The sequence below is a fragment of the Vreelandella aquamarina genome, assembly GCF_044805175.1.
Classification (GTDB): domain Bacteria; phylum Pseudomonadota; class Gammaproteobacteria; order Pseudomonadales; family Halomonadaceae; genus Vreelandella; species Vreelandella aquamarina_B.
The window spans coordinates 3,338,180-3,356,880 of record NZ_CP085232.1 but is presented as its reverse complement, the minus strand read 5'-3'; the positions used below and the strand labels follow the sequence as shown (position 1 = coordinate 3,356,880).

General features: G+C 58.4%; 19 protein-coding genes. 5 read left to right on the top strand and 14 right to left on the bottom strand.

Annotated elements, in window-relative coordinates:
* Positions 1-55: 55 nt before the first annotated feature.
* The gene (phnD, locus tag LG300_RS15495; RefSeq protein ID WP_404376190.1) at positions 56-1,045 is read right to left on the bottom strand and encodes a phosphate/phosphite/phosphonate ABC transporter substrate-binding protein; all 990 of its coding nucleotides are present in this window, start codon (positions 1,043-1,045) and stop codon (positions 56-58) included.
* Between the two features lie 167 nt (positions 1,046-1,212).
* Here phnD and LG300_RS15490 point away from each other — a divergent pair, with 167 nt between their 5' ends.
* Positions 1,213-1,806 (top strand): histidine phosphatase family protein, encoded by a 594-nt coding sequence (locus tag LG300_RS15490; RefSeq protein WP_404376189.1) that lies wholly within the window; start codon positions 1,213-1,215, stop codon positions 1,804-1,806.
* Here the strand turns inward: LG300_RS15490 and LG300_RS15485 are convergent.
* The 7 genes from LG300_RS15485 to hemE form a co-directional block, all read right to left on the bottom strand.
* Complete coding sequence (locus LG300_RS15485) at positions 1,803-2,195, bottom strand: RidA family protein (RefSeq protein WP_404376188.1); 393 nt, start codon at positions 2,193-2,195, stop codon at positions 1,803-1,805. The two genes, LG300_RS15490 and LG300_RS15485, sit on opposite strands and share 4 nt — an antisense overlap.
* Positions 2,196-2,287: 92 nt before the next feature.
* The gene (locus LG300_RS15480) at positions 2,288-3,016 is read right to left on the bottom strand and encodes an amino acid ABC transporter ATP-binding protein (protein ID WP_404378056.1); all 729 of its coding nucleotides are present in this window, start codon (positions 3,014-3,016) and stop codon (positions 2,288-2,290) included.
* 70 nt (positions 3,017-3,086) lie between these two features.
* Positions 3,087-4,187 carry an amino acid ABC transporter permease gene (locus tag LG300_RS15475; protein ID WP_404376187.1) on the bottom strand — a complete coding sequence of 367 codons (1,101 nt, stop codon included), beginning with the start codon at positions 4,185-4,187 and terminating at the stop codon, positions 3,087-3,089.
* Between the two features lie 20 nt (positions 4,188-4,207).
* Positions 4,208-5,398, bottom strand: a complete 1,191-nt coding sequence (locus tag LG300_RS15470; RefSeq protein ID WP_404376186.1) for an amino acid ABC transporter permease — start codon at positions 5,396-5,398, stop codon at positions 4,208-4,210.
* An 89-nt stretch (positions 5,399-5,487) separates the two neighbouring features.
* Entirely contained in the window at positions 5,488-6,513 is a 1,026-nt protein-coding gene (locus LG300_RS15465; protein WP_404376185.1) for an amino acid ABC transporter substrate-binding protein, read from the bottom strand.
* 245 nt (positions 6,514-6,758) lie between these two features.
* Complete coding sequence (gene speE / locus LG300_RS15460) at positions 6,759-7,619, bottom strand: polyamine aminopropyltransferase (RefSeq protein ID WP_404376184.1); 861 nt, start codon at positions 7,617-7,619, stop codon at positions 6,759-6,761.
* Positions 7,616-8,731, bottom strand: coding sequence for a uroporphyrinogen decarboxylase (gene hemE, locus LG300_RS15455; RefSeq protein WP_404376183.1), 1,116 nt, complete (start codon positions 8,729-8,731; stop codon positions 7,616-7,618). Before hemE ends, speE begins: the two co-directional genes overlap by 4 nt.
* Before the next feature lie 220 nt (positions 8,732-8,951).
* Between hemE and ribA the strand changes: the two genes are divergently transcribed.
* The 3 genes from ribA to LG300_RS15440 all read left to right on the top strand — a co-directional run bounded on the left by ribA (position 8,952) and on the right by LG300_RS15440 (position 11,480).
* Positions 8,952-9,587 (top strand): GTP cyclohydrolase II, encoded by a 636-nt coding sequence (ribA, locus tag LG300_RS15450; RefSeq protein WP_404376181.1) that lies wholly within the window; start codon positions 8,952-8,954, stop codon positions 9,585-9,587.
* A 163-nt stretch (positions 9,588-9,750) separates the two neighbouring features.
* Positions 9,751-10,920 (top strand): zinc-dependent alcohol dehydrogenase, encoded by a 1,170-nt coding sequence (locus LG300_RS15445; protein WP_404376180.1) that lies wholly within the window; start codon positions 9,751-9,753, stop codon positions 10,918-10,920.
* Between the two features lie 20 nt (positions 10,921-10,940).
* The gene (locus LG300_RS15440; RefSeq protein WP_404376179.1) at positions 10,941-11,480 is read left to right on the top strand and encodes a hypothetical protein; all 540 of its coding nucleotides are present in this window, start codon (positions 10,941-10,943) and stop codon (positions 11,478-11,480) included.
* Here the strand turns inward: LG300_RS15440 and LG300_RS15435 are convergent, their stop codons facing one another.
* The 5 genes from LG300_RS15435 to LG300_RS15415 all read right to left on the bottom strand — a co-directional run bounded on the left by LG300_RS15435 (position 11,481) and on the right by LG300_RS15415 (position 16,092).
* Positions 11,481-12,107: a glutathione S-transferase family protein gene (locus tag LG300_RS15435; RefSeq protein WP_404376178.1), complete on the bottom strand. Its 627-nt coding sequence runs from the start codon at positions 12,105-12,107 to the stop codon at positions 11,481-11,483.
* Positions 12,108-12,185: 78 nt separating this feature from the next.
* A complete protein-coding gene (gene djlA, locus LG300_RS15430) occupies positions 12,186-12,947 on the bottom strand; it encodes a co-chaperone DjlA (protein WP_404376177.1) in 762 nt (253 codons plus the stop codon).
* A 44-nt stretch (positions 12,948-12,991) separates the two neighbouring features.
* Complete coding sequence (gene dxs / locus LG300_RS15425; protein ID WP_404376176.1) at positions 12,992-14,926, bottom strand: 1-deoxy-D-xylulose-5-phosphate synthase; 1,935 nt, start codon at positions 14,924-14,926, stop codon at positions 12,992-12,994.
* Positions 14,927-14,929: 3 nt separating this feature from the next.
* Positions 14,930-15,823, bottom strand: a complete 894-nt coding sequence (locus tag LG300_RS15420; protein WP_404376175.1) for a farnesyl diphosphate synthase — start codon at positions 15,821-15,823, stop codon at positions 14,930-14,932.
* On the bottom strand, positions 15,817-16,092 hold the full coding sequence (locus tag LG300_RS15415; RefSeq protein ID WP_404376174.1) for an exodeoxyribonuclease VII small subunit: 276 nt from the start codon (positions 16,090-16,092) through the stop codon (positions 15,817-15,819). The genes LG300_RS15420 and LG300_RS15415 overlap by 7 nt, the downstream gene beginning before the upstream one ends.
* A 275-nt stretch (positions 16,093-16,367) precedes the next feature.
* Between LG300_RS15415 and serA the strand changes: the two genes are divergently transcribed.
* Positions 16,368-17,612 (top strand): phosphoglycerate dehydrogenase, encoded by a 1,245-nt coding sequence (gene serA / locus LG300_RS15410; protein WP_404376173.1) that lies wholly within the window; start codon positions 16,368-16,370, stop codon positions 17,610-17,612.
* A 192-nt stretch (positions 17,613-17,804) separates the two neighbouring features.
* Here the strand turns inward: serA and LG300_RS15405 are convergent, their stop codons facing one another.
* Positions 17,805-18,494 carry a pirin family protein gene (locus LG300_RS15405; protein ID WP_404376172.1) on the bottom strand — a complete coding sequence of 230 codons (690 nt, stop codon included), beginning with the start codon at positions 18,492-18,494 and terminating at the stop codon, positions 17,805-17,807.
* Positions 18,495-18,701 lie beyond the last annotated feature (207 nt).

The window sequence follows — 18,701 nt, the reverse complement described above, 5'->3', positions numbered from 1 at the left end:
TTCGCATCCATCAGTTAACCGAGAACTGCGCCGCTAACAAGCGGCGCAGTATGTGTTACTCCAGGTTTTCGGGCGTGTAGCTCACGCCATTTGCGGCCTGAATGGTGCGAATAACTTTCCAGTTGTCTTGGTAGTTGATGGGGATAAATTTCTCGACACCTTCGAACTCATCACCCAACTCGGTGCCGACGAAGTCGAAAGTGAAGAAGGCTTCTTCAATTTTCTCCACGAGGTCAGGGTGAAGATTGTGCGCGTAGTTATAGGAGGTCGTGGGGAAACGGTCGGACTCAAAAATCAGCCGAACATCTTCTTCGTCGTAAAGACCGCGTGCGGCCATACGTTCGACCACCTCAGATGCTACCGGTGCGGCATCGTAATCCCGCGCTACGACGCCTAACATGGATTGGTCGTGGCTACCGGAGTAAACCACTTCATAATCCTCTTCTGGTGTAATACCCAGCTCGGGCAGCAGTGCTCGTGGCGCTAAATTACCAGAGTTTGAGGTGGGGGAAGTGTGCGCTACCCGCTTACCCTTCAAATCCTCAAGAGTTTCAATATCGGAGTCGACGTGGGTAAACAACTGCAGGGTGTAACCGAATTGGCCGTCATCAGAACCCATGAGAGCGAAGGGCACGGCACCGGCTAAGTTGACTGCAAACGGCGTTGGGCCGGTTGAAAAGCCAGCGATATGCAGTCGGCCGCTGCGCATAGCTTCTACTTGCGCAGCGTTTGATTGCACGGCAAAGAAGCGCACATCGCGCCTCGTCACGTCAGATAAATGGTCGATGAAAGGCTGCCAAATATCGGAATAAATGGCAGGATCTTCCACCGGTGTATAGGCAAAGATCAGTGTATCGGGGTTAGCCCATTCGGATTCATCGGCAGGGCGGTCGGCGACCATATCGCCATTTTCGTCGCAATAGAGGGTATCCAAGTCGCCCCGTTCGCACTCGGCGTAGGCGTTGCTTGAGAGTAAAGCGAAAGGAAATAGTGAGATAGCCGTGAGCATAGCAAGCGGACGCTTGCGCAAACGTGGCGTTTTCATAGTCAGCCTCTTATGTGCATTATTGTTGTAGCGTATTGCCCTCTGCGATGCGCTTTGTTGCCAGATCAGTACTGCAATCAGCGTGTGTTTCGCAAATGGACATTTAAAGACGCAGATGTTTATTTTTCGAAAACGAGCACCTTCAATCTAGGGTTTGTTACAAAGATATGTCAAACACTTTCCTGACTCCCTCCTACCATTGGCGCAACCGCTATCTCCTTATGCGCCATGGCCATAGCCAAGCTAATGCCCAAGGGAAAATTATCAGCTCGCCAGAGCGAGGCCTGGCCAACTACGGACTCTCAGAGCAGGGCGAGCAGCAGTTGACTGACGCGCTGGCACAATGGCACTGGCCGATTCCTACGCAGGTGGTGCATTCGGATTTCTTACGCACTACGCACACTGCCGCCAGGGTAGCGGAGGTTTTTGGGCTGCCCATGGCGCAAGAGGTGCGCCTACGTGAGCGCTATTTTGGCGAATTGGAGGGAAAGGCTGATAGCCACTACCCGCAAGTGTGGGCTCTCGATGCTCAGAGTGCTGACCATACCCAATGGCAGGTGGAACCGGTAAGCCGGGTAGCCGCGCGTATGTGTGCCGCGCTGGAAGCGTTAGAACAGCGCTTTACTGGGGAAACAGTGCTGGTGGTTAGCCACGGTGACCCGTTGCAGATTCTGCTCACGGCACTGGCGGAGAAGCCCCTCACCCAGCACCGCGAGCAGCCAGCGCTACTACCCGCCAGCATTACGTTGGTGGGTGGCTAGGCTTCTTCTTTGGGGGGAATCCAGGCGATCATATCCACCTCGACATCTGCGCCGCCCGCAAGCCCTGTCACGCCGATACAGGTGCGGGTGGGTAGCGGTTTTTGGAAGTAGCTGGCATATACCTTATTCACTTCATCGAAGTGGCCCATGTTGGTGATGAACACCCGCGACTGCACAACGTATTCAAAGCTACTGCCGACCTCTTCCAGCACGATGGCAAGGTTCTGCATCACCCGGTGCGTCTGCTCAGTAAAGGTGCCCAGCAACATCTCGTTAGTTTCGGGCACCGTGGGCATTTGGCCGGTGATAAAGACTAAATCGCCCACCCGGCAGGCGTGCGAAAACGGGGCGATGGGCTGCGGCGCGCGGTCAATAAATAGCTTTTCCATGTGGCGACTCGTTTTAATGTGGTAACGGGGAGACACAAAAATGGGCCTCATAGGAGGCCCAGATTGGGCATCAAATGATGCTGTCGGTCGTGTTAATGGCCCAGTATCTGGCTCAAGAAGAGCTGGGTACGCTCGGATTGAGGGTTGTTGAAGAATGGCTCGGGTGCGTTCTCTTCAATGATTTGCCCTTGGTCCATAAAAATCACGCGGTCAGCAACCGTTTTTGCGAAGCCCATTTCGTGAGTGACGCAGAGCATGGTCATGCCCTCTTCGGCCAGCTCGATCATAACATCCAGCACTTCCTTGATCATTTCCGGGTCAAGGGCCGAAGTGGGCTCGTCAAACAGCATGACGTCTGGATGCATACACAGCGAGCGGGCAATGGCTACACGCTGCTGCTGGCCGCCGGAGAGTTGGCCGGGATACTTTTTGGCCTGCTCAGCAATGCGTACCCGCTCTAGATAGCGCATGGCCTGTTCTTCAGCCTCTTTGCGGGGCTTCTTTTGTACCCACATCGGCGCGATACAGCAGTTTTCCAGTACGGTTAGGTGAGGAAATAGGTTGAAGTGCTGGAACACCATGCCCACGCTGCGGCGAATTTGCTCGATGCGTTTAACGTCCTGGGTTAGCGGCACACCACCTACTACTATTTCGCCTTCTTGGTGCTCTTCAAGATGATTGATACAGCGAATCATGGTGGATTTTCCCGAGCCTGATGGCCCGCAAATAACAATCCGCTCGCCGCGTTTAACTTCTAGGTTGATATCGCGCAGCACGTGGAAGTCGCCGTACCACTTGTTAACGCCACGCATTTCAACCATCAGATCATTGGTCTTGGGGGCTGCTTGAGTCATGTCACTATCCTGCTAAAAATCGTTAATAAAAGCGGCGTTAGCGCTTGTGGCCGGTATGCAGCTTGCGCTCTAGGTACTGGCTGTAGCGCGACATGCTGAAACAGAAGACCCAGAACATGAAGGCGGCAAATACATAGCCTTCCAACGAGAATCCTAGCCAGCGTGAGTCGGCCAGTGCCGCTTGCACGACCCCTAGAAGGTCAAAAAGCCCGATAATCATCACCAGCGTGGTGTCTTTAAACAGTGAGATAAACGTATTCACAATACCGGGAATCATCATCTTCAACGCTTGGGGAAGGATAATCAGCCCCATCCGTTTCCAGTAGGTCATACCAAGGGCTGCCGCTGCTTCCTCCTGGCCTTTGGGAATCGCCTGCAAACCACCGCGAATTACCTCAGCCATATAAGCGCTCTGGAACAGGGTTAAGCCAATCAGCGCTCGCACTAAGCGGTCCACGTTCATTTCAGAAGGCAGGAAGAGTGGCAGCATCACCGAGGCCATAAACAGCACAGTGATCAGCGGTACGCCACGCCAAAACTCGATAAACACCACGCAGAAGCTCTTAACGATTGGCATATTAGAGCGCCGCCCCAGAGCCAACACGATGCCGATAGGTAGGGCGCCTACCATGCCGACGGTAGCCAGCAGTAGGGTCAGCATTAAGCCGCCCCAGCGGTGCGTGGGCACTTGGGGAAGGTCAAAGTAGCCGCCGTGGAGCAGTACAAAGGACAGAATCGGGAAAACAATCAGCGCAAAAATGGCGACCCAGCGCTTAGCTGGCAGGCGCGGTATGGCTAGCCAACCAATCAAGGCAAAGAACATGGCAAACACAATATTGGCGCGCCAGATCTCCTCGTTGGGGTACAGGCCATAAATGAACTGGGTGATGCGTGCATTGATAAACACCCAGCAGGCGCCTTCGCGGGAGCAGTCGTCACGGGTAGTGCCGATCCAGTCGGCGTTGATCAGCGCCCACTGCACGGTAGGCACCACCAACAGGTAGAGAATATAGAGGCCGATTAAGGTGAAGAGGGTATTCACCGGGCCGTTAAATAGGTTAGTGCGCAGCCAGGCAACAGCCCCCACAGAGCTACTGGGCGCTGGTCGCTGCTCAATCATTGTCTTGTTATGAATCATCTGTGACTCCTCGCCTCAACCTAGCGTTCAACCAGTGCCACGCGGGCGTTGAACCAGTTCATAAACATAGACACCAGCAGGCTAATGGTCAGATAGACGGCCATGGTCATGGCAATGACCTCAATGGCTTGACCTGTCTGGTTGAGCGTAGTGCCGGCAAATACCGAGACCAGGTCCGGGTAGCCAATGGCGGTGGCTAGCGACGAGTTTTTAATCAGGTTCAGGTACTGGCTTGTTAATGGCGGAATAATGACCCTCAGCGCCTGGGGAATAACCACTAAACGCAGGACCAAATTGCGCGGTAGGCTAAGTGCCTGTGCAGCTTCGGTTTGGCCATGAGAAATGGCCTGGATGCCTGAGCGCACAATTTCAGCAATAAACGAAGCGGTATAGATCGACAGTGCAAACCATAGCGCCAGGAATTCAGGAATGACCGTAATACCGCCGCGGAAGTTAAAGCCCTTCAGTTCAGGCATTTCCCAGGTGATGGGCACGCCAGTCACCACCATGACGAAAAGCGGTAGGCCAAAAATCAGCGCAAAAGAAATCCAGTAGGCAGGAATGCGTTGCCCCGTGGCTTCCTGGCGGCGCTTTGCCCATATGACCAGCGCGATACTGGCGACAATGGCTACCACAAAGGTCACGGGAATCAGCCCGAAGCCGGACTCAAACAGCGGTTCAGGCAGGTAAAGCCCGCGCACGTTGAGGAAAATGGCTTCCCCAAAGGCAAGGCTGTCTCTTGCACTGGGTAGCGCCCGCAGCACGGCGAAGTACCAGAAAAAGATCTGCAGCAGCAGCGGGATATTACGAAACGTTTCAATGTATGCCGCCGCCAACTTGGAGATCAGCCAGTTGGGCGATAAGCGAGCGATACCGACAATAAAGCCAATAATAGTGGCGGCGATGACACCTAATCCGCCTACAAGCAATGTATTCAGTAGGCCAACCAAGAAGGTGCGGCCGTAGGTGCTTTGGGAGGAGTAGTCGATCAGACTCTGCACGATCCCAAAACCGGCGGTATTGTTTAGGAAACCAAAGCCGGTGGTGATACCCCGTGAGGATAAGTTGTCTTGAACATTGCCGACAATATAGAACAGAAACACAATGACAGCGGCAATCAATAGACACTGGAAAATGAGCGCACGCTTGGCGCGGTCTCGCCAAAACGGTGGCTTGTGGCCAACCGGGCGAGCATTAGGTCTTACAGACATGGATGGCGTCTCCGCGATACGGCAGGTCAATCAGATGGCCCGCCATTCCCTGTTAAGAGGGAGCGGCGGGCCGGGGTCAAGCGAGACGCTTAGCGAATCGGCGGTGCGTACTGAATGCCGCCTTGGGTCCACAGAGCGTTAATACCACGCTCAATTTCCAGCGGTGAGCCCATGCCTACGTTGCGATCAAAGCTTTCGCCGTAGTTACCTACTTGGCTCAGAATGTTGTAAGCCCAGTCGGCTTCTAAGCCCATACCTTCACCGTAGTTGCCGTCCTGACCCAGCAGGCGAGCAATATCCGGGTTGTCTGAGTTGAGCATCTCGTCAACGTTTTCGCTGGTAATGCCATACTCTTCACCGTTGATCATGGCGAACAGCGACCATTTCACGATGTTGAACCACTCATCGTCGCCTTGACGTACCACTGGGCCCAGCGGCTCTTTGGAGATGATGTCAGGCAGAATCATCGCGGCAGAGGGGTTGTCGAGCTGGATACGTAAGGCCGCTAGCTGAGAAGTGTCGGAGGTCAGCACGTCACAGCGGCCAGCTTGGAAGCCGCCCACGGTTTGCTCAGACGTGTCGAATACGATGGGGTCAAACTCCATGCCATTGGCACGGAAGTAGTCGGCGACGTTAAGCTCGGTGGTAGTACCAGACTGGATACAGATCGCGGCGCCATCGAGCTCGTCTGCGCTGCTAATACCTAAATCCTTGTTCACCATGAAGCCGATACCGTCGTAGAAGGTAACGCCGGTGAAGTTCAGGCCCAGGGTGGTGTCACGGGTAGTGGTCCAAGTGGTGTTACGGGACAGTACATCCACTTCGCCAGACTGCAGCGCGGTGAAACGCTCAACAGCATTCAGGGAGATGTAGTTGACGGCATCCGCGTCGCCCAGTACCGCTGCAGCAACGGCGCGACATACGTCAACGTCGAGGCCCTGCCAGTTACCGCTATCATCTGGGGCGGAAAAACCTGGTAGGCCGTCGCTAACGCCACACTGCACAGCACCGCGCTCGCGGGTATCTTCTAACGTATTGGCTTGTGCGGTGGCGATACCGGCGAGGGAGATGGCACCCGCTGAGGCGAGCAGTACCAGGTGTTTCTTATTGATCATGTTTGTTCCCCTTCCTCGATTTAATGTCGTTATGCATGGTGATGCATCACTAAAAGCTAGCAAGGAAGGTGCCAAGAAAGATATGCCGTCAAATTCAGCGCTTTTCAACGTAAAATCAGCGGATTTGACGAAGGTCGTGGTGCAAAACGTAAGCCAGTGGCTAGGTGGTGCACCTTTAGAGAGCGTTAAAGAGCTAGTAAAAAGGCCGAGCAGTGCCCGGCCTAGTGCATGTCGTTATGGTGACGTTACGCAAAGGCTTTACGCATAAAGGGCGGCAACGCCAGGGCACCACGGTGGGCCTCTACGGTGTAGTACTGTAGCGGCATGTTGTGGCTGGCGGCCGCCTCTTCGCGGAAGCTTTCAACGTTGGTGCCTTTGCCTGCCAGCGTCACGCTCCACCAGCCGGAGGGGTAAACCGGCTGAGGGAAGGGCAGCGTGGCCACGCTATCAAAGCCCGCTTCGCGCATGTCGTTACGCAGTTCGCGGATGATTGAGCCGCTGTGATACAGCGGTGACTCGCTCTGCTGCACCATCACGCCGCCGCTTTTCAGAATGCGGTGGCAGCGCTTCAAAAAGTCGGTTTTAAACAGGCCTTCGGCGGGGCCGACCGGGTCGGTGGAATCGATGATCAACACGTCGATGCTCTCATCGGCGGCGTCATCGACCCACTTTACGCCGTCGGCAAACAGCAGCTCGGCGCGAGGGTCGCCGTTGGCTTCCACCAGTGATGGGAAGAAGCGCTCGGCGGCCTTGGTCACTTCTTCATCAATATCGATCTGGGTAACTTTCTCAACGCCCGGATGGCGCAGCACTTCTTTCAGCGTGCCGCAGTCGCCGCCGCCAATGATCACTACCCGCTTGGGGTCTTGATGGGTGAACAGTGCCGGATGGGCAATCATTTCGTGGTAGAGGAAGTTGTCGCGATCGGTCAGCATCACGCAGCCATCCAGTACCATCAGGTTGCCGTAGGTTTCGGTGGCGTACACTTCTAGGTGCTGGTAGGGGCTCTGCACATCCAGCAGTTTTTCGGTCACTTTCAGCGAGAAAGCGCTGCCGTGGCTATCAAAAACTTCGGTGAACCACTGGTCGTCGCGTAAGTCGCTCATTGCTGTGCTCCTGGGCATTGGTCGTTCGATTGGGTCGGAATGCCCTGATGGTATTGCGGGCTTAAGTCGTGCAGCGCCTCCATGAAGGCGGTGACATGATCGGGGTTGGTAAACTGGCTAATACCGTGGCCCAGGTTAAACACGTGGCCAGGGCCGTGGCCGTAGCTCTCCAGCACGCGGGCCACTTCGGCACGAATGGCCGAGGGGCGGGCGAACAGCACGTTGGGGTCCAGATTGCCCTGTAGCGCGACTTTATGGCCGACACGGGCGCGGGCGTCGGAAAGCTCGGTGGACCAGTCGATCCCCAGGGCATCGGCACCGGCACAGGCGATATGCTCCAGCCACTGGCCACCGTTTTTGGTAAACAGAATGACCGGCACGCGACGGCCATCGTGTTCACGAATCAGGCCGGAGACGATCTGTTCCATATAGCGCAGCGAGAACTCCAGGTAGGCAGGCGTGGAGAGCGCACCGCCCCAGGTGTCGAAAATCTGAACCGCCTGTGCACCCGCGCGGATCTGGGCATTCAGGTAGTCGGTGACCGCCTGCGCCAGGGTATCCAGCAGCTGATGCATGGTGTCCGGCGTGTCGTAGAGCATGGTTTTCAGGTGGCGGAAATCCTTGCTGGAGCCGCCTTCCACCATATACGTCGCCAGTGTCCAGGGGCTGCCGGAGAAGCCAATCAGCGGTACGCGGCCATTCAGCTCGCGGCGGATGGTGGACACCGCCCGCATCACGTAGTCCAGGTCACGCTCGGCGTTCGGTACGGTCAGCGCCGCCACTTCTTCCGGGGTACGCACGGTTTTTTTGAATTTAGGCCCTTCGCCGGTTTCGAAGTAGAGGCCCAGCCCCATGGCGTCGGGGATGGTCAAAATATCCGAAAACAGAATCGCAGCGTCGAGCGGGTAGCGCTCCAGGGGTTGCAGGGTCACTTCGCAAGCCAGATCATGATTGCGGCACAGGTCCATAAAACTGCCTGCATCGGCACGGCTGGCGCGGTACTCCGGCAGGTAGCGGCCCGCTTGACGCATCATCCACACCGGAGTGCGGTCGACGGGCTGGCAAGCCAGCGCGCGAAGAAAACGGTCGTTTTGCAAAGGTGTGGTGGTCATAAATACTTGCTCTTGAGAAATTTGCCCGCATTGTAAGGGAGTCATCGTACCCGAAGATAGGAATTGTACGTGAAGATCGGCGTGGTGGCGGCGTCAGTAGTGGCAAAAATCGTCGCACCCCGCTAAGACCGTGAGGCCAGCGCGGCTTCCTGGTAAACTATCCGCCCACTTCGCCAACACTGGTGTGGTTAACTGGTTTGGTTAATCAGCGAGGAAACCTGTGACCATTCGCTTCATTGCTGCCTCTCGGCTGCCCACTCCCTGGGCCACATTCACTATGCACGGCTTCGAAGACGACGCCACGGGTAAAGATCATATCGCCTTAACCCTGGGCGATGTGGACAGTGGCGAGCCGGTGCTAGGGCGCGTGCACTCCGAATGCTTAACCGGCGATGCGCTGTTCTCCATGCGCTGCGACTGCGGCTACCAGCTGCAAGAGGCGCTGAAGCGTATTGCGGAAGAGGGGCGCGGCGTGCTGCTCTATTTACGCCAGGAAGGGCGTGGCATCGGCCTGCTTAATAAAATTCGCGCCTATCATCTGCAGGACCAGGGGGCCGATACCGTGGAGGCCAATGAGCAGCTCGGCTTCGGTGCCGATATGCGCCGCTACGACCTCTGCGTGCCCATGCTCAATCACTTGGGGGTCTCCGCGCTTAAGCTGATGACCAACAACCCCCGTAAGGTGGATGCGCTAACCCGCGACGGCGTCAACGTCGTCGAGCGGCTGCCCATCACCACCGGCCTCAATCCCCACAACGAGCAGTACCTCTCCACCAAGGCGGGCAAGCTCGGCCACATGATGGCACTGGATGATTTCACCCAGGCCAGCGACGTGGATATTGAGCGTAAGGGCTAGGTTGGTGGCTGCTGCTCATTGTTTTAACTTAAATTGCTCTAAAAAGGGCGTGATTGTCGTCGAACGCCCATAAAAATGCTTTTCTTAACTTTGGTTGCCGGAAGTCTGGGCTATGGTGATACATGGCAGGAGGCTATGCGTACCCAGGTAAGGAGAAGCAACCATGAAAGCACTTTGTTGGCACGGTAAGAACGATGTTCGTTACGACACCGTGCCCGACCCTGCGATTGAACACCCCCGCGACGCCATTATCAATGTCAGTAGCTGCGCCATCTGCGGCTCTGACCTGCACCTCTACGACCACTATATGCCCGGTATGTCCTGTGGCGATGTCCTTGGCCACGAGTTTATGGGCGAAGTGATGGAAGTGGGCAGTGAGACGAAAAGTCTCAAGGTGGGCGATCGGGTGGTGGTGCCCTTCACCATTTTTTGCGGCGAATGCGAGCAGTGCCAGCGCGGCAACTACTCGGTTTGCGAGTGCTCCAACCGTAATAAATCCCTGGCGGATAAAGTCTTTGGTCATGGCGGCGCCGGGCTGTTTGGCTATTCCCAACTCACCGGCGGCTATGCGGGCGGCCAGGCCGAGTTTGTGCGCGTACCTTTTGCCGACACCACCCATATTAAAGTGCCCGATACGCTTACCGATGAGCAGGTGCTGTTTCTGGGGGATATTTTCCCCACTGGCTGGCAGGCCGCCGTGCAGTGCGACATTCAACCTACCGATACCGTGGTGATCTGGGGGGCAGGCCCGGTTGGCCAGTTCTGCGTGCGTAGCGCGGTGCTGCTGGGCGCCAAACAGGTCGTGGTGATTGATAACGTGCCCGAGCGGCTCTCGATGGCCGCTGCCGGTGGCGCGATCACCATTAACTTTGCCCACGAAAGCGTGCTGGGCAGGCTGCAGGAACTGACCCACGGTAAAGGGCCGGAGAAGTGTATCGATGCGGTGGGGCTGGAAGCCCACGCCACGCGCTCGCTGGACTCGGTGTACGACCGCGTCAAACAAGCCATGTGGCTGGAAACCGATCGTGCCCACGTGCTGCGCGAGATGATTTATGTTTGCCGTCCGGCGGGTATTTTGTCGATCCCTGGGGTGTATGGCGGGCTGGTCGATAAAATCCCAATGGGGGCGCTGATGAACAAGGGGCTCACCGTGCGAACCGGGCAAACCCATGTCAACCGCTGGACGGATGACCTGCTGCGGCGCATTGATGAAGGCCAGATTGACCCTTCGTTTGTGATTACCCACTCGGTGGATTTAGCCCAGGGGCCTGAGATGTATCAAACCTTTCGGGATAAACAGGATGGCTGCGTCAAAGTCATTCTGAAGCCGTGATACTGCACAGGGAGAAGAGCATGAAAACATCGATGAAACGCTATTCCCGCGCAACGCGTTCGATGTCGCCAGCGGACAAATTAGCTAGGGGCTTGGGTTGGCTAAGTCTGGGAGTGGGGCTGTATCAGCTGGTGGCTCCGCGCCGGTTGGGCCGTGCGCTGGGGATGCCCCACCGTGACAACAAGAAGATACGCGCTTGCGGTGCGCGGGAGATTGTCAGCGGTATCGGCGCACTATCGGATAACCCGACCAACGCGATTTGGAGCCGCGTGGTGGGGGATGTGTTGGACTTTTCCGTGCTCACCTTTGCCTTAAAGCGCCACACAGCGCACAAAGAGAATCTCTATTTAGCACTCACTGCGGTAGGCGTGCTGACGGTGGTGGATTATAGCTGCGCCAAAGCGCTGAGCCAGCGCCATGCCTACCAGGGCGGCATCACGCCGGATTACAGCCAGCGCAGCGGCTTCCCAGGTGGGGTGGAAAGCGCCTGGGGAGCCGCCCGTGCGGAAGGCAGCAAAGCACAGGTGCCGCCCCGGTTGCCTGCGCCTAACGCGATGTAATTAAGTAGCCTGCGCCGCCGCCTGCTCTTTTTCGGCGGCGCGGGCCAGCGTTGGGCGGTTGGCGTGGCGGGCGCGGTAGGCTGCCAGCGGTTCCGGCAGGCGGTGCTTCATGCTGGCTGCCCAGGTAAGCGTATGGGTGAGGAAAAGATCTGCCAGGGTGAAGGTGTCGCCGACCAGCGTTTCCTGGCCGTGATAGCGCCGCTCTAGCGCTAGCAGCGCTCGCTGGAACTCCCAGGCTGCGGTGGGCAGAACCGAAGGCACGCGCTTATCCTGGGGCAGGGCGAATTTGTGCTTGGCCTGCAGCCACAGCGGCTGCTCGATCTCGGTAATGATAAAGCTGAGCCACTGGTCGACCTGGGCGCGCTCGGCAGCGCTGTTTGGCAGCAAGTTGCCGTCTCCATACTGTTCTGCAAGGTATCGGCAGATAGGCGCGGACTCAAACAGCAGTAGCTCGCCATCTTCCAGCACCGGCACCTTACCATCCGGGTGACGGGCAAGGTGCTCAGTACTTTGCCCTTCGCCTTTATCCAGCGCCACATGGTGGCACTGGTACTCCAGGCCCAGCTCTTCAAGCGTCCAAGCGGCGCGTAGCGAGCGGGAGTTGGGGAAGCTGTATAGCGTGATCATTCGGTGGCTCCAGGCGGCACAGTGGCGCTTTCACAATAACGCTTTCAATGTAGCGACTCCCTGAAAGCCTGTCACGGGCTACTGGCCGCGGGCAGCGCGGATGCGCTCGTAGGCGTTGCCGATTTCACTGGTGCGCGCCTGGGCCACTTCGCGCATGCTCTCCGGCAGGCCTTTCCCCGCCAGTTTGTCTGGATGGTTTTGACTCATCAGGCGGCGGTAGGCTTTCTTAATCTCGGCATCGCTGGCGTCTTCTGATACCCCAAGAACGCGGTAAGCATCTTTTAAGGCTTCTTCGCTGGCCCCTTGGGAATTCGCGGCCGCACCGTGGAGCATGGCTTCGATTTGCTGTACCTCAGCGTCGCTACAGCCAATGCCCCGGGCAACGCGCAGAATCATCTCGTGCTCGGCGGGGTGCAGCACGCCATCGGCGGCAATCGCGCTGAGCTGTACCTGCAAAAACACCTGGCGCAGCACTGGCTGGCGCTGGGTGAGGCGGTTGACCTTGGCCAGCTCGGCTTCCAGGTTGAAGTCGTCGCCACGGCCACGCTCGAAAGCGGCGCGGGCCTTGGCGCGGTGCTCGCCCTGCAGGCGCATTTGATCGAAAAGCTTTTCGGCCACGCCAAGCTCGCCCTCGGTGACCTTGCCATCCGCTTGGCAAAGACAGCCCATCACCGAGAAAATCGACTCCAAAAAGCCCTCTTGAAGCTGCATGCGGGCCGCGTACAGGCGGCGACTAATGCGCCGACCCAGCCACCAGCCAAGGCCGCCCCCCACCAGCAGGCCAATGGGACCACCGGCGGCAAGACCAATCAAACCAAACAGAACAATCAGCAATAACATAGCTATCTCAGTAGGTTAAAAATCGCGTGGAGCGCACGCGCGGGTTACGGCAGCCGGGCGCGAATGGCGCGCTCGATGCCTTCGGCATCCAGGCCGCAGTCGCGCAGCAGCTCGGCAGGGGTGCCGTGTTCCACAAAGGCGTCGGGTAGGCCTAGGTTCAGCACCTCCACCTGGACGCCTTCGGCGTTGAGCAGTTCGTTCACCGCGCTGCCCGCACCGCCTGCGATCACGTTCTCCTCGAGGGTAACCAGCAGTTCATGCTCGTCCGCCGCGTGGAGCACGGTGTCCCGGTCCAGCGGTTTCACCGAGCGCATATTGATATGAGTGGCGTTGAGCTTTTCAGCCACTTCGGCGGCGGCGCTGTTCACGCTGCCAAACGCCAGCAGTGCAATGCGCACACCGTCGCTGGTGCTCTCGCGGCGCACCTGTGCTTGGCCAATGGCGAGCGGCTCCAGGTGTTCGGGAATAGCGGCACCAGGGCCGGTGCCGCGCGGGTAGCGCACGGCGGCCGGGCCAGGGTGGTGGTAGGCGGCGCTGAGCATGGCGCGGCACTCGGCTTCATCGGCAGGTGCCAGAATCACCATGCCTGGTACGCAGCGCAGGAATGAGAGATCCATACTGCCGTGGTGAGTGGGGCCGTCTTCTCCTACCAGGCCTGCCCGGTCGATGGCGAAGGTGACGTCCAGATCCTGCACCGCCACGTCGTGAATCAACTGGTCGTAGCCGCGCTGCAGGAAGGTGGAGTAGATCGCCACCACTGGCTTCATGCCTTCGCAGGCCATACCGGCAGCTAGGGTGACCGCGTGCTGCTCGGCAATGGCGACATCGAAGTAGCGCTCGGGGTAGGTTTGCGAGAAGCGAATCAGGTCCGAGCCTTCACCCATGGCAGGGGTAATGCCCATCAGCCGTGAGTCGGCGGCGGCCATATCGCACAGCCAATCGCCAAACACGTTGCAGTACTTTTTCTTCAGGACGTTCTTCGGCGCGCTGGGGGTGGCCGCTTTGCTCACCAGCGGGGCGCTCACCGTCGTGCTGGTTTTTTCCAGCTTGGTGATCGCGTGGTAGCCAATCTGGTCTGCTTCGGCGGGCAGGAAGCCTTTCCCTTTGACCGTTTTGATATGCAGGAACTGTGGGCCTTTTTGGTCGCGCAGGTTACGCAGCGTTTGGGTCAGCGCCTCTAAGTCGTGGCCGTCGATGGGGCCGACGTAGTGGAAACCCATCTCTTCGAACAGCGTGGCGGGGCTGACCATGCCCTTCATGTGCTCTTCGGTACGCTTGGCAAGCTCCAGGGCGCCCGGCAGGTGGGAGAGCACCTTTTTACCCTCCTCACGCATTTTGAGGTAGGGCTTGCTGGAGAGCACCCGTGCTAAATACGTGGCAATGCCGCCGACGTTTTCGGAGATCGACATCTCGTTGTCGTTCAACACCACCAGCATGTTGGCGTTGACGTGGCCAGCGTGGGCCAGCGCTTCAAACGCCATCCCTGCGGTGAGCGCGCCGTCGCCAATAATGGCGCACACCCGGCGCGGGTCGTTCTGCGCCTGGGCGGCCAGGGCCATGCCCAGCGCCGCCGAGATGGAGGTGCTGGAGTGGCCCACACCAAAGGTGTCGTATTCGGACTCCGCTCGGCGGGGAAACGCCGCCAAGCCGCCGTGCTGGCGGATGCTCAGCATGGCATCGCGCCGCCCGGTGAGGATTTTATGCGGGTAGGCTTGATGCCCCACGTCCCACACTAGGCGGTCTTTCGGCGTGTGAAAGGCGTTGTGCAATGCAACGCTTAGCTCAACAACGCCCAGACCTGCGCCAAAGTGGCCGCCGGTAACGCCGACGCTGTACAGCAGGTAGGCGCGCAGCTCATCGGCTAGCTGGGCGAGCTGCTTAGCATTCATGGCCCGCAGCGCGGCGGGGTGGTCAAAGGAGTCGAGCAGTGGCGTCGCCGGGCGCTCGCGGGGTATCTCGTCGAACAGCTTCATAGGCATGTGTTAGTGGTCGCGCTCGATCATATAGTGGGCAAGGTCAGCCAGGGGTGCGGCCTGCTCGCCTAACGGGGCGAGGGCGGCAATGGCCTCGTCAATAAGCATGTTCGCTTTGCGCTGCGCCCCCGCCAGCCCCAGTAGGCTTGGGTAAGTAGGCTTGGCGCGGGCGGCATCAGCGCCGGAAATTTTGCCCAGCGTGGCGGTGTCACCCGTCACATCTAGGATGTCGTCATGAATCTGGAAGGCTAGCCCAATGGCGCGGGCGTAGCGAATCAGCGCCGCCAGACGCGGGTCGTTTTCGTCAACCACGATCAGCCCACCCAAACGCACGGCGGCAACAATCAGCGCGCCGGTTTTATGGGCGTGCATATGGGCCATCGCCTCGGCATCCGGATGGCCGCCCACGGCGGCTAAATCCAGCGCTTGGCCAGCCACCATCCCGTTGCGGCCAGAAGCCACCGCCAGGGTCGTGACTAACTGACCCAGGCGCGGGTGCGGGCGGCTGGCCAGCACTTCAAACGCCAGCGCCTGCAGGGCATCGCCCGCCAAAATGGCGGTGGCCTCGTCAAAGGCTTTATGTACCGTGGGTTGGCCGCGCCGCAGGTCGTCGTCATCCATAGCGGGCAGGTCGTCGTGGATCAGCGAGTAGGCGTGAATCAGCTCGATGGCTGCCGCAGGGGCGTCTAACGCCTCCTCATCGGCCCCCAGTGCTTGGCCTGCTAGATAGACCAGCAGCGGGCGCAGACGTTTGCCGCCTACCAAGAGACCGTGGCGCATGGCCGCTTCCAAACGCTCATCCACTGCTGGCCGGGCATCAAACAGTGCGGCCAGCGTGGCATCCACGCGGGTACTGCTGGCATGGCGCAGCGTGGCTAATCGGGAGGCGTGGGCGGTTACCATGGCGGCGTCTCCTCGCTGTCGTTACCGGCATCCGGTGCGGCGGTAAACGGGGCGACTTCCGGCTTACCGTCGGGGGCTTCGCTTAGCGCCCGTACTTTCAGCTCGGCGCTGTCGAGGCGCTGCTGGGCATCGCGGGCCAGCCGAACGCCCTGCTCAAAGGCGGTCAACGCATCTTCCAATGAGAGTTCGCCGGACTCCAGGCGTTCCACAATGGTCTCAAGCTGGGTAACCGTTGCGGCAAAATCTTGTGAGGGTGTGGTGTCGCTCATTGGGCAGTGCCTACCGTTTTCCGGGTGCCCTGGCATCAGCAGGGCGACAAGTGTGGCTGCGGGTGCTGTTAAAAAGCGTACAGTATACACCGAGGCGAGGGGGTGGCGTCTGCCCTCGCTGTGGGTCGATTGGTAGACTTGTATTCAGTTCATCTTGAAAGCGCACACTTTTCATCACGCCAAGCCACCGAGAGCGCAAGCGGCTGTGCTACCATACGGGCCTCCCGTGAACCGATACACGGCGCATGCCGCCGACCATAGAGGTTGATTCAGCCATGGCCAAAACGTCCCTGGAAAAGAGCAAGATCAAGATCCTGCTACTCGAGGGCGTCCACCAAAGCGCGGTGGACAATTTTCACAACGCAGGTTACGAGAACATTGAGCATCTGCCGACATCGCTGGATGAAGAGGCGTTGATCGAGAAGATTCGTGATGTTCACTTTATCGGCATCCGCTCCCGTACCCAGCTCACTGAGCGTGTGTTTGAGGCAGCCGATAAGTTAGTAGGCGTTGGCTGTTTCTGTATCGGTACCAACCAAGTGGACCTGGATGCAGCGCTGAAGCGCGGTATCGCGGTGTTTAACGCGCCGTACTCCAACACCCGCTCGGTAGCCGAGCTGGTATTGGCGGAAGCGATTATGCTGCTGCGCGGCATCCCCGAGAAGAATGCCCGCGCCCATCAGGGTGGCTGGCTGAAGTCAGCGAAAAATTCCCACGAAGCCCGTGGTAAAACGCTGGGTATCGTTGGTTACGGCAGCATCGGCGCGCAGCTTTCTGTATTAGCGGAATCGCTAGGCTTCAACGTGATTTACTACGATGTAATCACCAAGCTGGGCATGGGGAACGCCAGTCAGGTGGCCAGCCTGGAAGAGCTGCTGGGTCGTTCGGATGTGGTCAGCCTCCACGTGCCAGACCTCGCCTCTACCCGCTGGATGATTGGCGCGAAAGAGATCGCGGCCATGAAGGATGGCGCGATCTTGATTAACGCCGCCCGTGGCAGCGTGGTGGAAATCGAACCGCTGGCGGACGCCATTAAGGCGGGTAAGCTGAACGGCGCGGCCATTGACGTTTTCCCGGTGGAGCCGAAAGGCAACGACGAGGAGTTCCAGAGTCCGCTACGCGGCCTGCACAACGTGATTCTAACGCCGCATATCGGTGGTTCTACCCTGGAAGCCCAGGAGAACATCGGTATCGAGGTGTCCGAGAAGCTGATTACTTACTCGGATAACGGTACTACGGTTACCTCGGTCAACTTCCCGGAAGTGGCGCTGCCCGCGCATCCAGACAAGCACCGTCTGCTGCATATCCACGACAACGTGCCTGGCGTGCTCTCCCAGATCAACCGCGTGCTGTCGGAAAACGACATCAACATCTCTGGCCAGTACCTACAGACCAACGATAAGGTCGGTTATGTGGTTATCGATGTGGATAAAGCCTACGGCCCGCAAGCGTTGGAAGCGTTAAAGCAGGTGGAGCACACGCTGAAAATTCGCGTGCTCTACTCGGCGCAGAATAGCTAGGCGTAGCTTTTACGACCCGAACAACCCTTGGCGGGGGCGCTGTAAACCCATCCTTGGGCGCTACTTTCGCCATCCCTGGCGAAAGACCCCCGCTACGGGTTGGTTCGGGTCTTAGTTTGCAGTGTAGCCTTCAGCGCACAACGGCCCACAGCTGGGCCGTTGTGCGTTATGCCACCTGTCAGGCAGGTGCTGTTAGGCCAGATCAAACAGCAGCACTTCGCTGGCGTCGCTGCTGGTAAGCTCGAAGTGCTCATCGGGCGTAAAGGCGGCGGCATCGCCGGTGGTCAGCCGCTCGCCGTTTACCTCAACAGCACCTTTCACCACGTGCAGCCACGCATAGCGGGCAGGCGGTGCCGATACCTGATCTCCGGCGCTTAGTAGGCTGGCGTACAGGTTCACATCCTGGTTCACGCTCACCGAGCCGTCGCGGCCCTCCTGGGAAGCCACTAAGCGCCACTGCCCCTGGCGCTCTGCGCTGGGAAAATGCTTCTGCTCGTAGCTAGGAGGAATGCCGCGCTGGGCGGTTTCGATCCAGATTTGCAAGAAGTGCAGGCCGTTCTCTTTGGAGTGGTTGAACTCGCTGTGCAGCACGCCCGTACCTGCCGACATCCGCTGCACATCGCCGGGGCGCATGACTTCGCCATTGCCCATGTTGTCCTTGTGCTCCATCTCGCCTTCCAGCACGTAGGAGATAATCTCCATATCCCGATGGGGGTGAGCGCCAAAGCCGTGGCCGGGGGCCACGCGGTCTTCGTTAATCACCCGCAGCGCCCGAAAGCCCATATGGTTGGGGTCCATGTAGTTGGCGAACGAGAAGGTGTGGTAAGAGCGCAGCCAGCCGTGGTCGGCGTAGCCCCGCTCGTGGGAGCGACGAATCTTCATTAAAGCACCTCATCACTGAGTTAAGTTACCGCCTACTATACGACCGAGTGCGCTCGATGTGGGGTGAAGCTTTCTCAATGGTGGCGACGAATAAATCGACGAATGTGCGGGTGGGCAAGTCGGCAGTGCCGAGGTGCACCGAGGGCGCGCTTTTTGCTATCATACGCGCGTTTATTTCACCCGGTCCGCCCTTTGCGGGGGCGACTA

Excerpts from the sequence above, each read along its gene's own strand:
- phnD (WP_404376190.1), bottom strand. The coding sequence starts at position 1,045 with ATGAAAACGCCACGTTTGCGCAAGCGTCCGCTTGCTATGCTCACGGCT.
- LG300_RS15490 (WP_404376189.1), top strand. The coding sequence starts at position 1,213 with ATGTCAAACACTTTCCTGACTCCCTCCTACCATTGGCGCAACCGCTAT.
- LG300_RS15485 (WP_404376188.1), bottom strand. The coding sequence starts at position 2,195 with ATGGAAAAGCTATTTATTGACCGCGCGCCGCAGCCCATCGCCCCGTTT.
- LG300_RS15480 (WP_404378056.1), bottom strand. The coding sequence starts at position 3,016 with ATGGTTGAAATGCGTGGCGTTAACAAGTGGTACGGCGACTTCCACGTG.
- LG300_RS15475 (WP_404376187.1), bottom strand. The coding sequence starts at position 4,187 with ATGATTCATAACAAGACAATGATTGAGCAGCGACCAGCGCCCAGTAGC.
- LG300_RS15470 (WP_404376186.1), bottom strand. The coding sequence starts at position 5,398 with ATGTCTGTAAGACCTAATGCTCGCCCGGTTGGCCACAAGCCACCGTTT.
- LG300_RS15465 (WP_404376185.1), bottom strand. The coding sequence starts at position 6,513 with ATGATCAATAAGAAACACCTGGTACTGCTCGCCTCAGCGGGTGCCATC.
- speE (WP_404376184.1), bottom strand. The coding sequence starts at position 7,619 with ATGAGCGACTTACGCGACGACCAGTGGTTCACCGAAGTTTTTGATAGC.
- hemE (WP_404376183.1), bottom strand. The coding sequence starts at position 8,731 with ATGACCACCACACCTTTGCAAAACGACCGTTTTCTTCGCGCGCTGGCT.
- LG300_RS15445 (WP_404376180.1), top strand. The coding sequence starts at position 9,751 with ATGAAAGCACTTTGTTGGCACGGTAAGAACGATGTTCGTTACGACACC.
- LG300_RS15440 (WP_404376179.1), top strand. The coding sequence starts at position 10,941 with ATGAAAACATCGATGAAACGCTATTCCCGCGCAACGCGTTCGATGTCG.
- LG300_RS15435 (WP_404376178.1), bottom strand. The coding sequence starts at position 12,107 with ATGATCACGCTATACAGCTTCCCCAACTCCCGCTCGCTACGCGCCGCT.
- djlA (WP_404376177.1), bottom strand. The coding sequence starts at position 12,947 with ATGTTATTGCTGATTGTTCTGTTTGGTTTGATTGGTCTTGCCGCCGGT.
- dxs (WP_404376176.1), bottom strand. The coding sequence starts at position 14,926 with ATGCCTATGAAGCTGTTCGACGAGATACCCCGCGAGCGCCCGGCGACG.
- LG300_RS15420 (WP_404376175.1), bottom strand. The coding sequence starts at position 15,823 with ATGGTAACCGCCCACGCCTCCCGATTAGCCACGCTGCGCCATGCCAGC.
- LG300_RS15415 (WP_404376174.1), bottom strand. The coding sequence starts at position 16,092 with ATGAGCGACACCACACCCTCACAAGATTTTGCCGCAACGGTTACCCAG.
- serA (WP_404376173.1), top strand. The coding sequence starts at position 16,368 with ATGGCCAAAACGTCCCTGGAAAAGAGCAAGATCAAGATCCTGCTACTC.
- LG300_RS15405 (WP_404376172.1), bottom strand. The coding sequence starts at position 18,494 with ATGAAGATTCGTCGCTCCCACGAGCGGGGCTACGCCGACCACGGCTGG.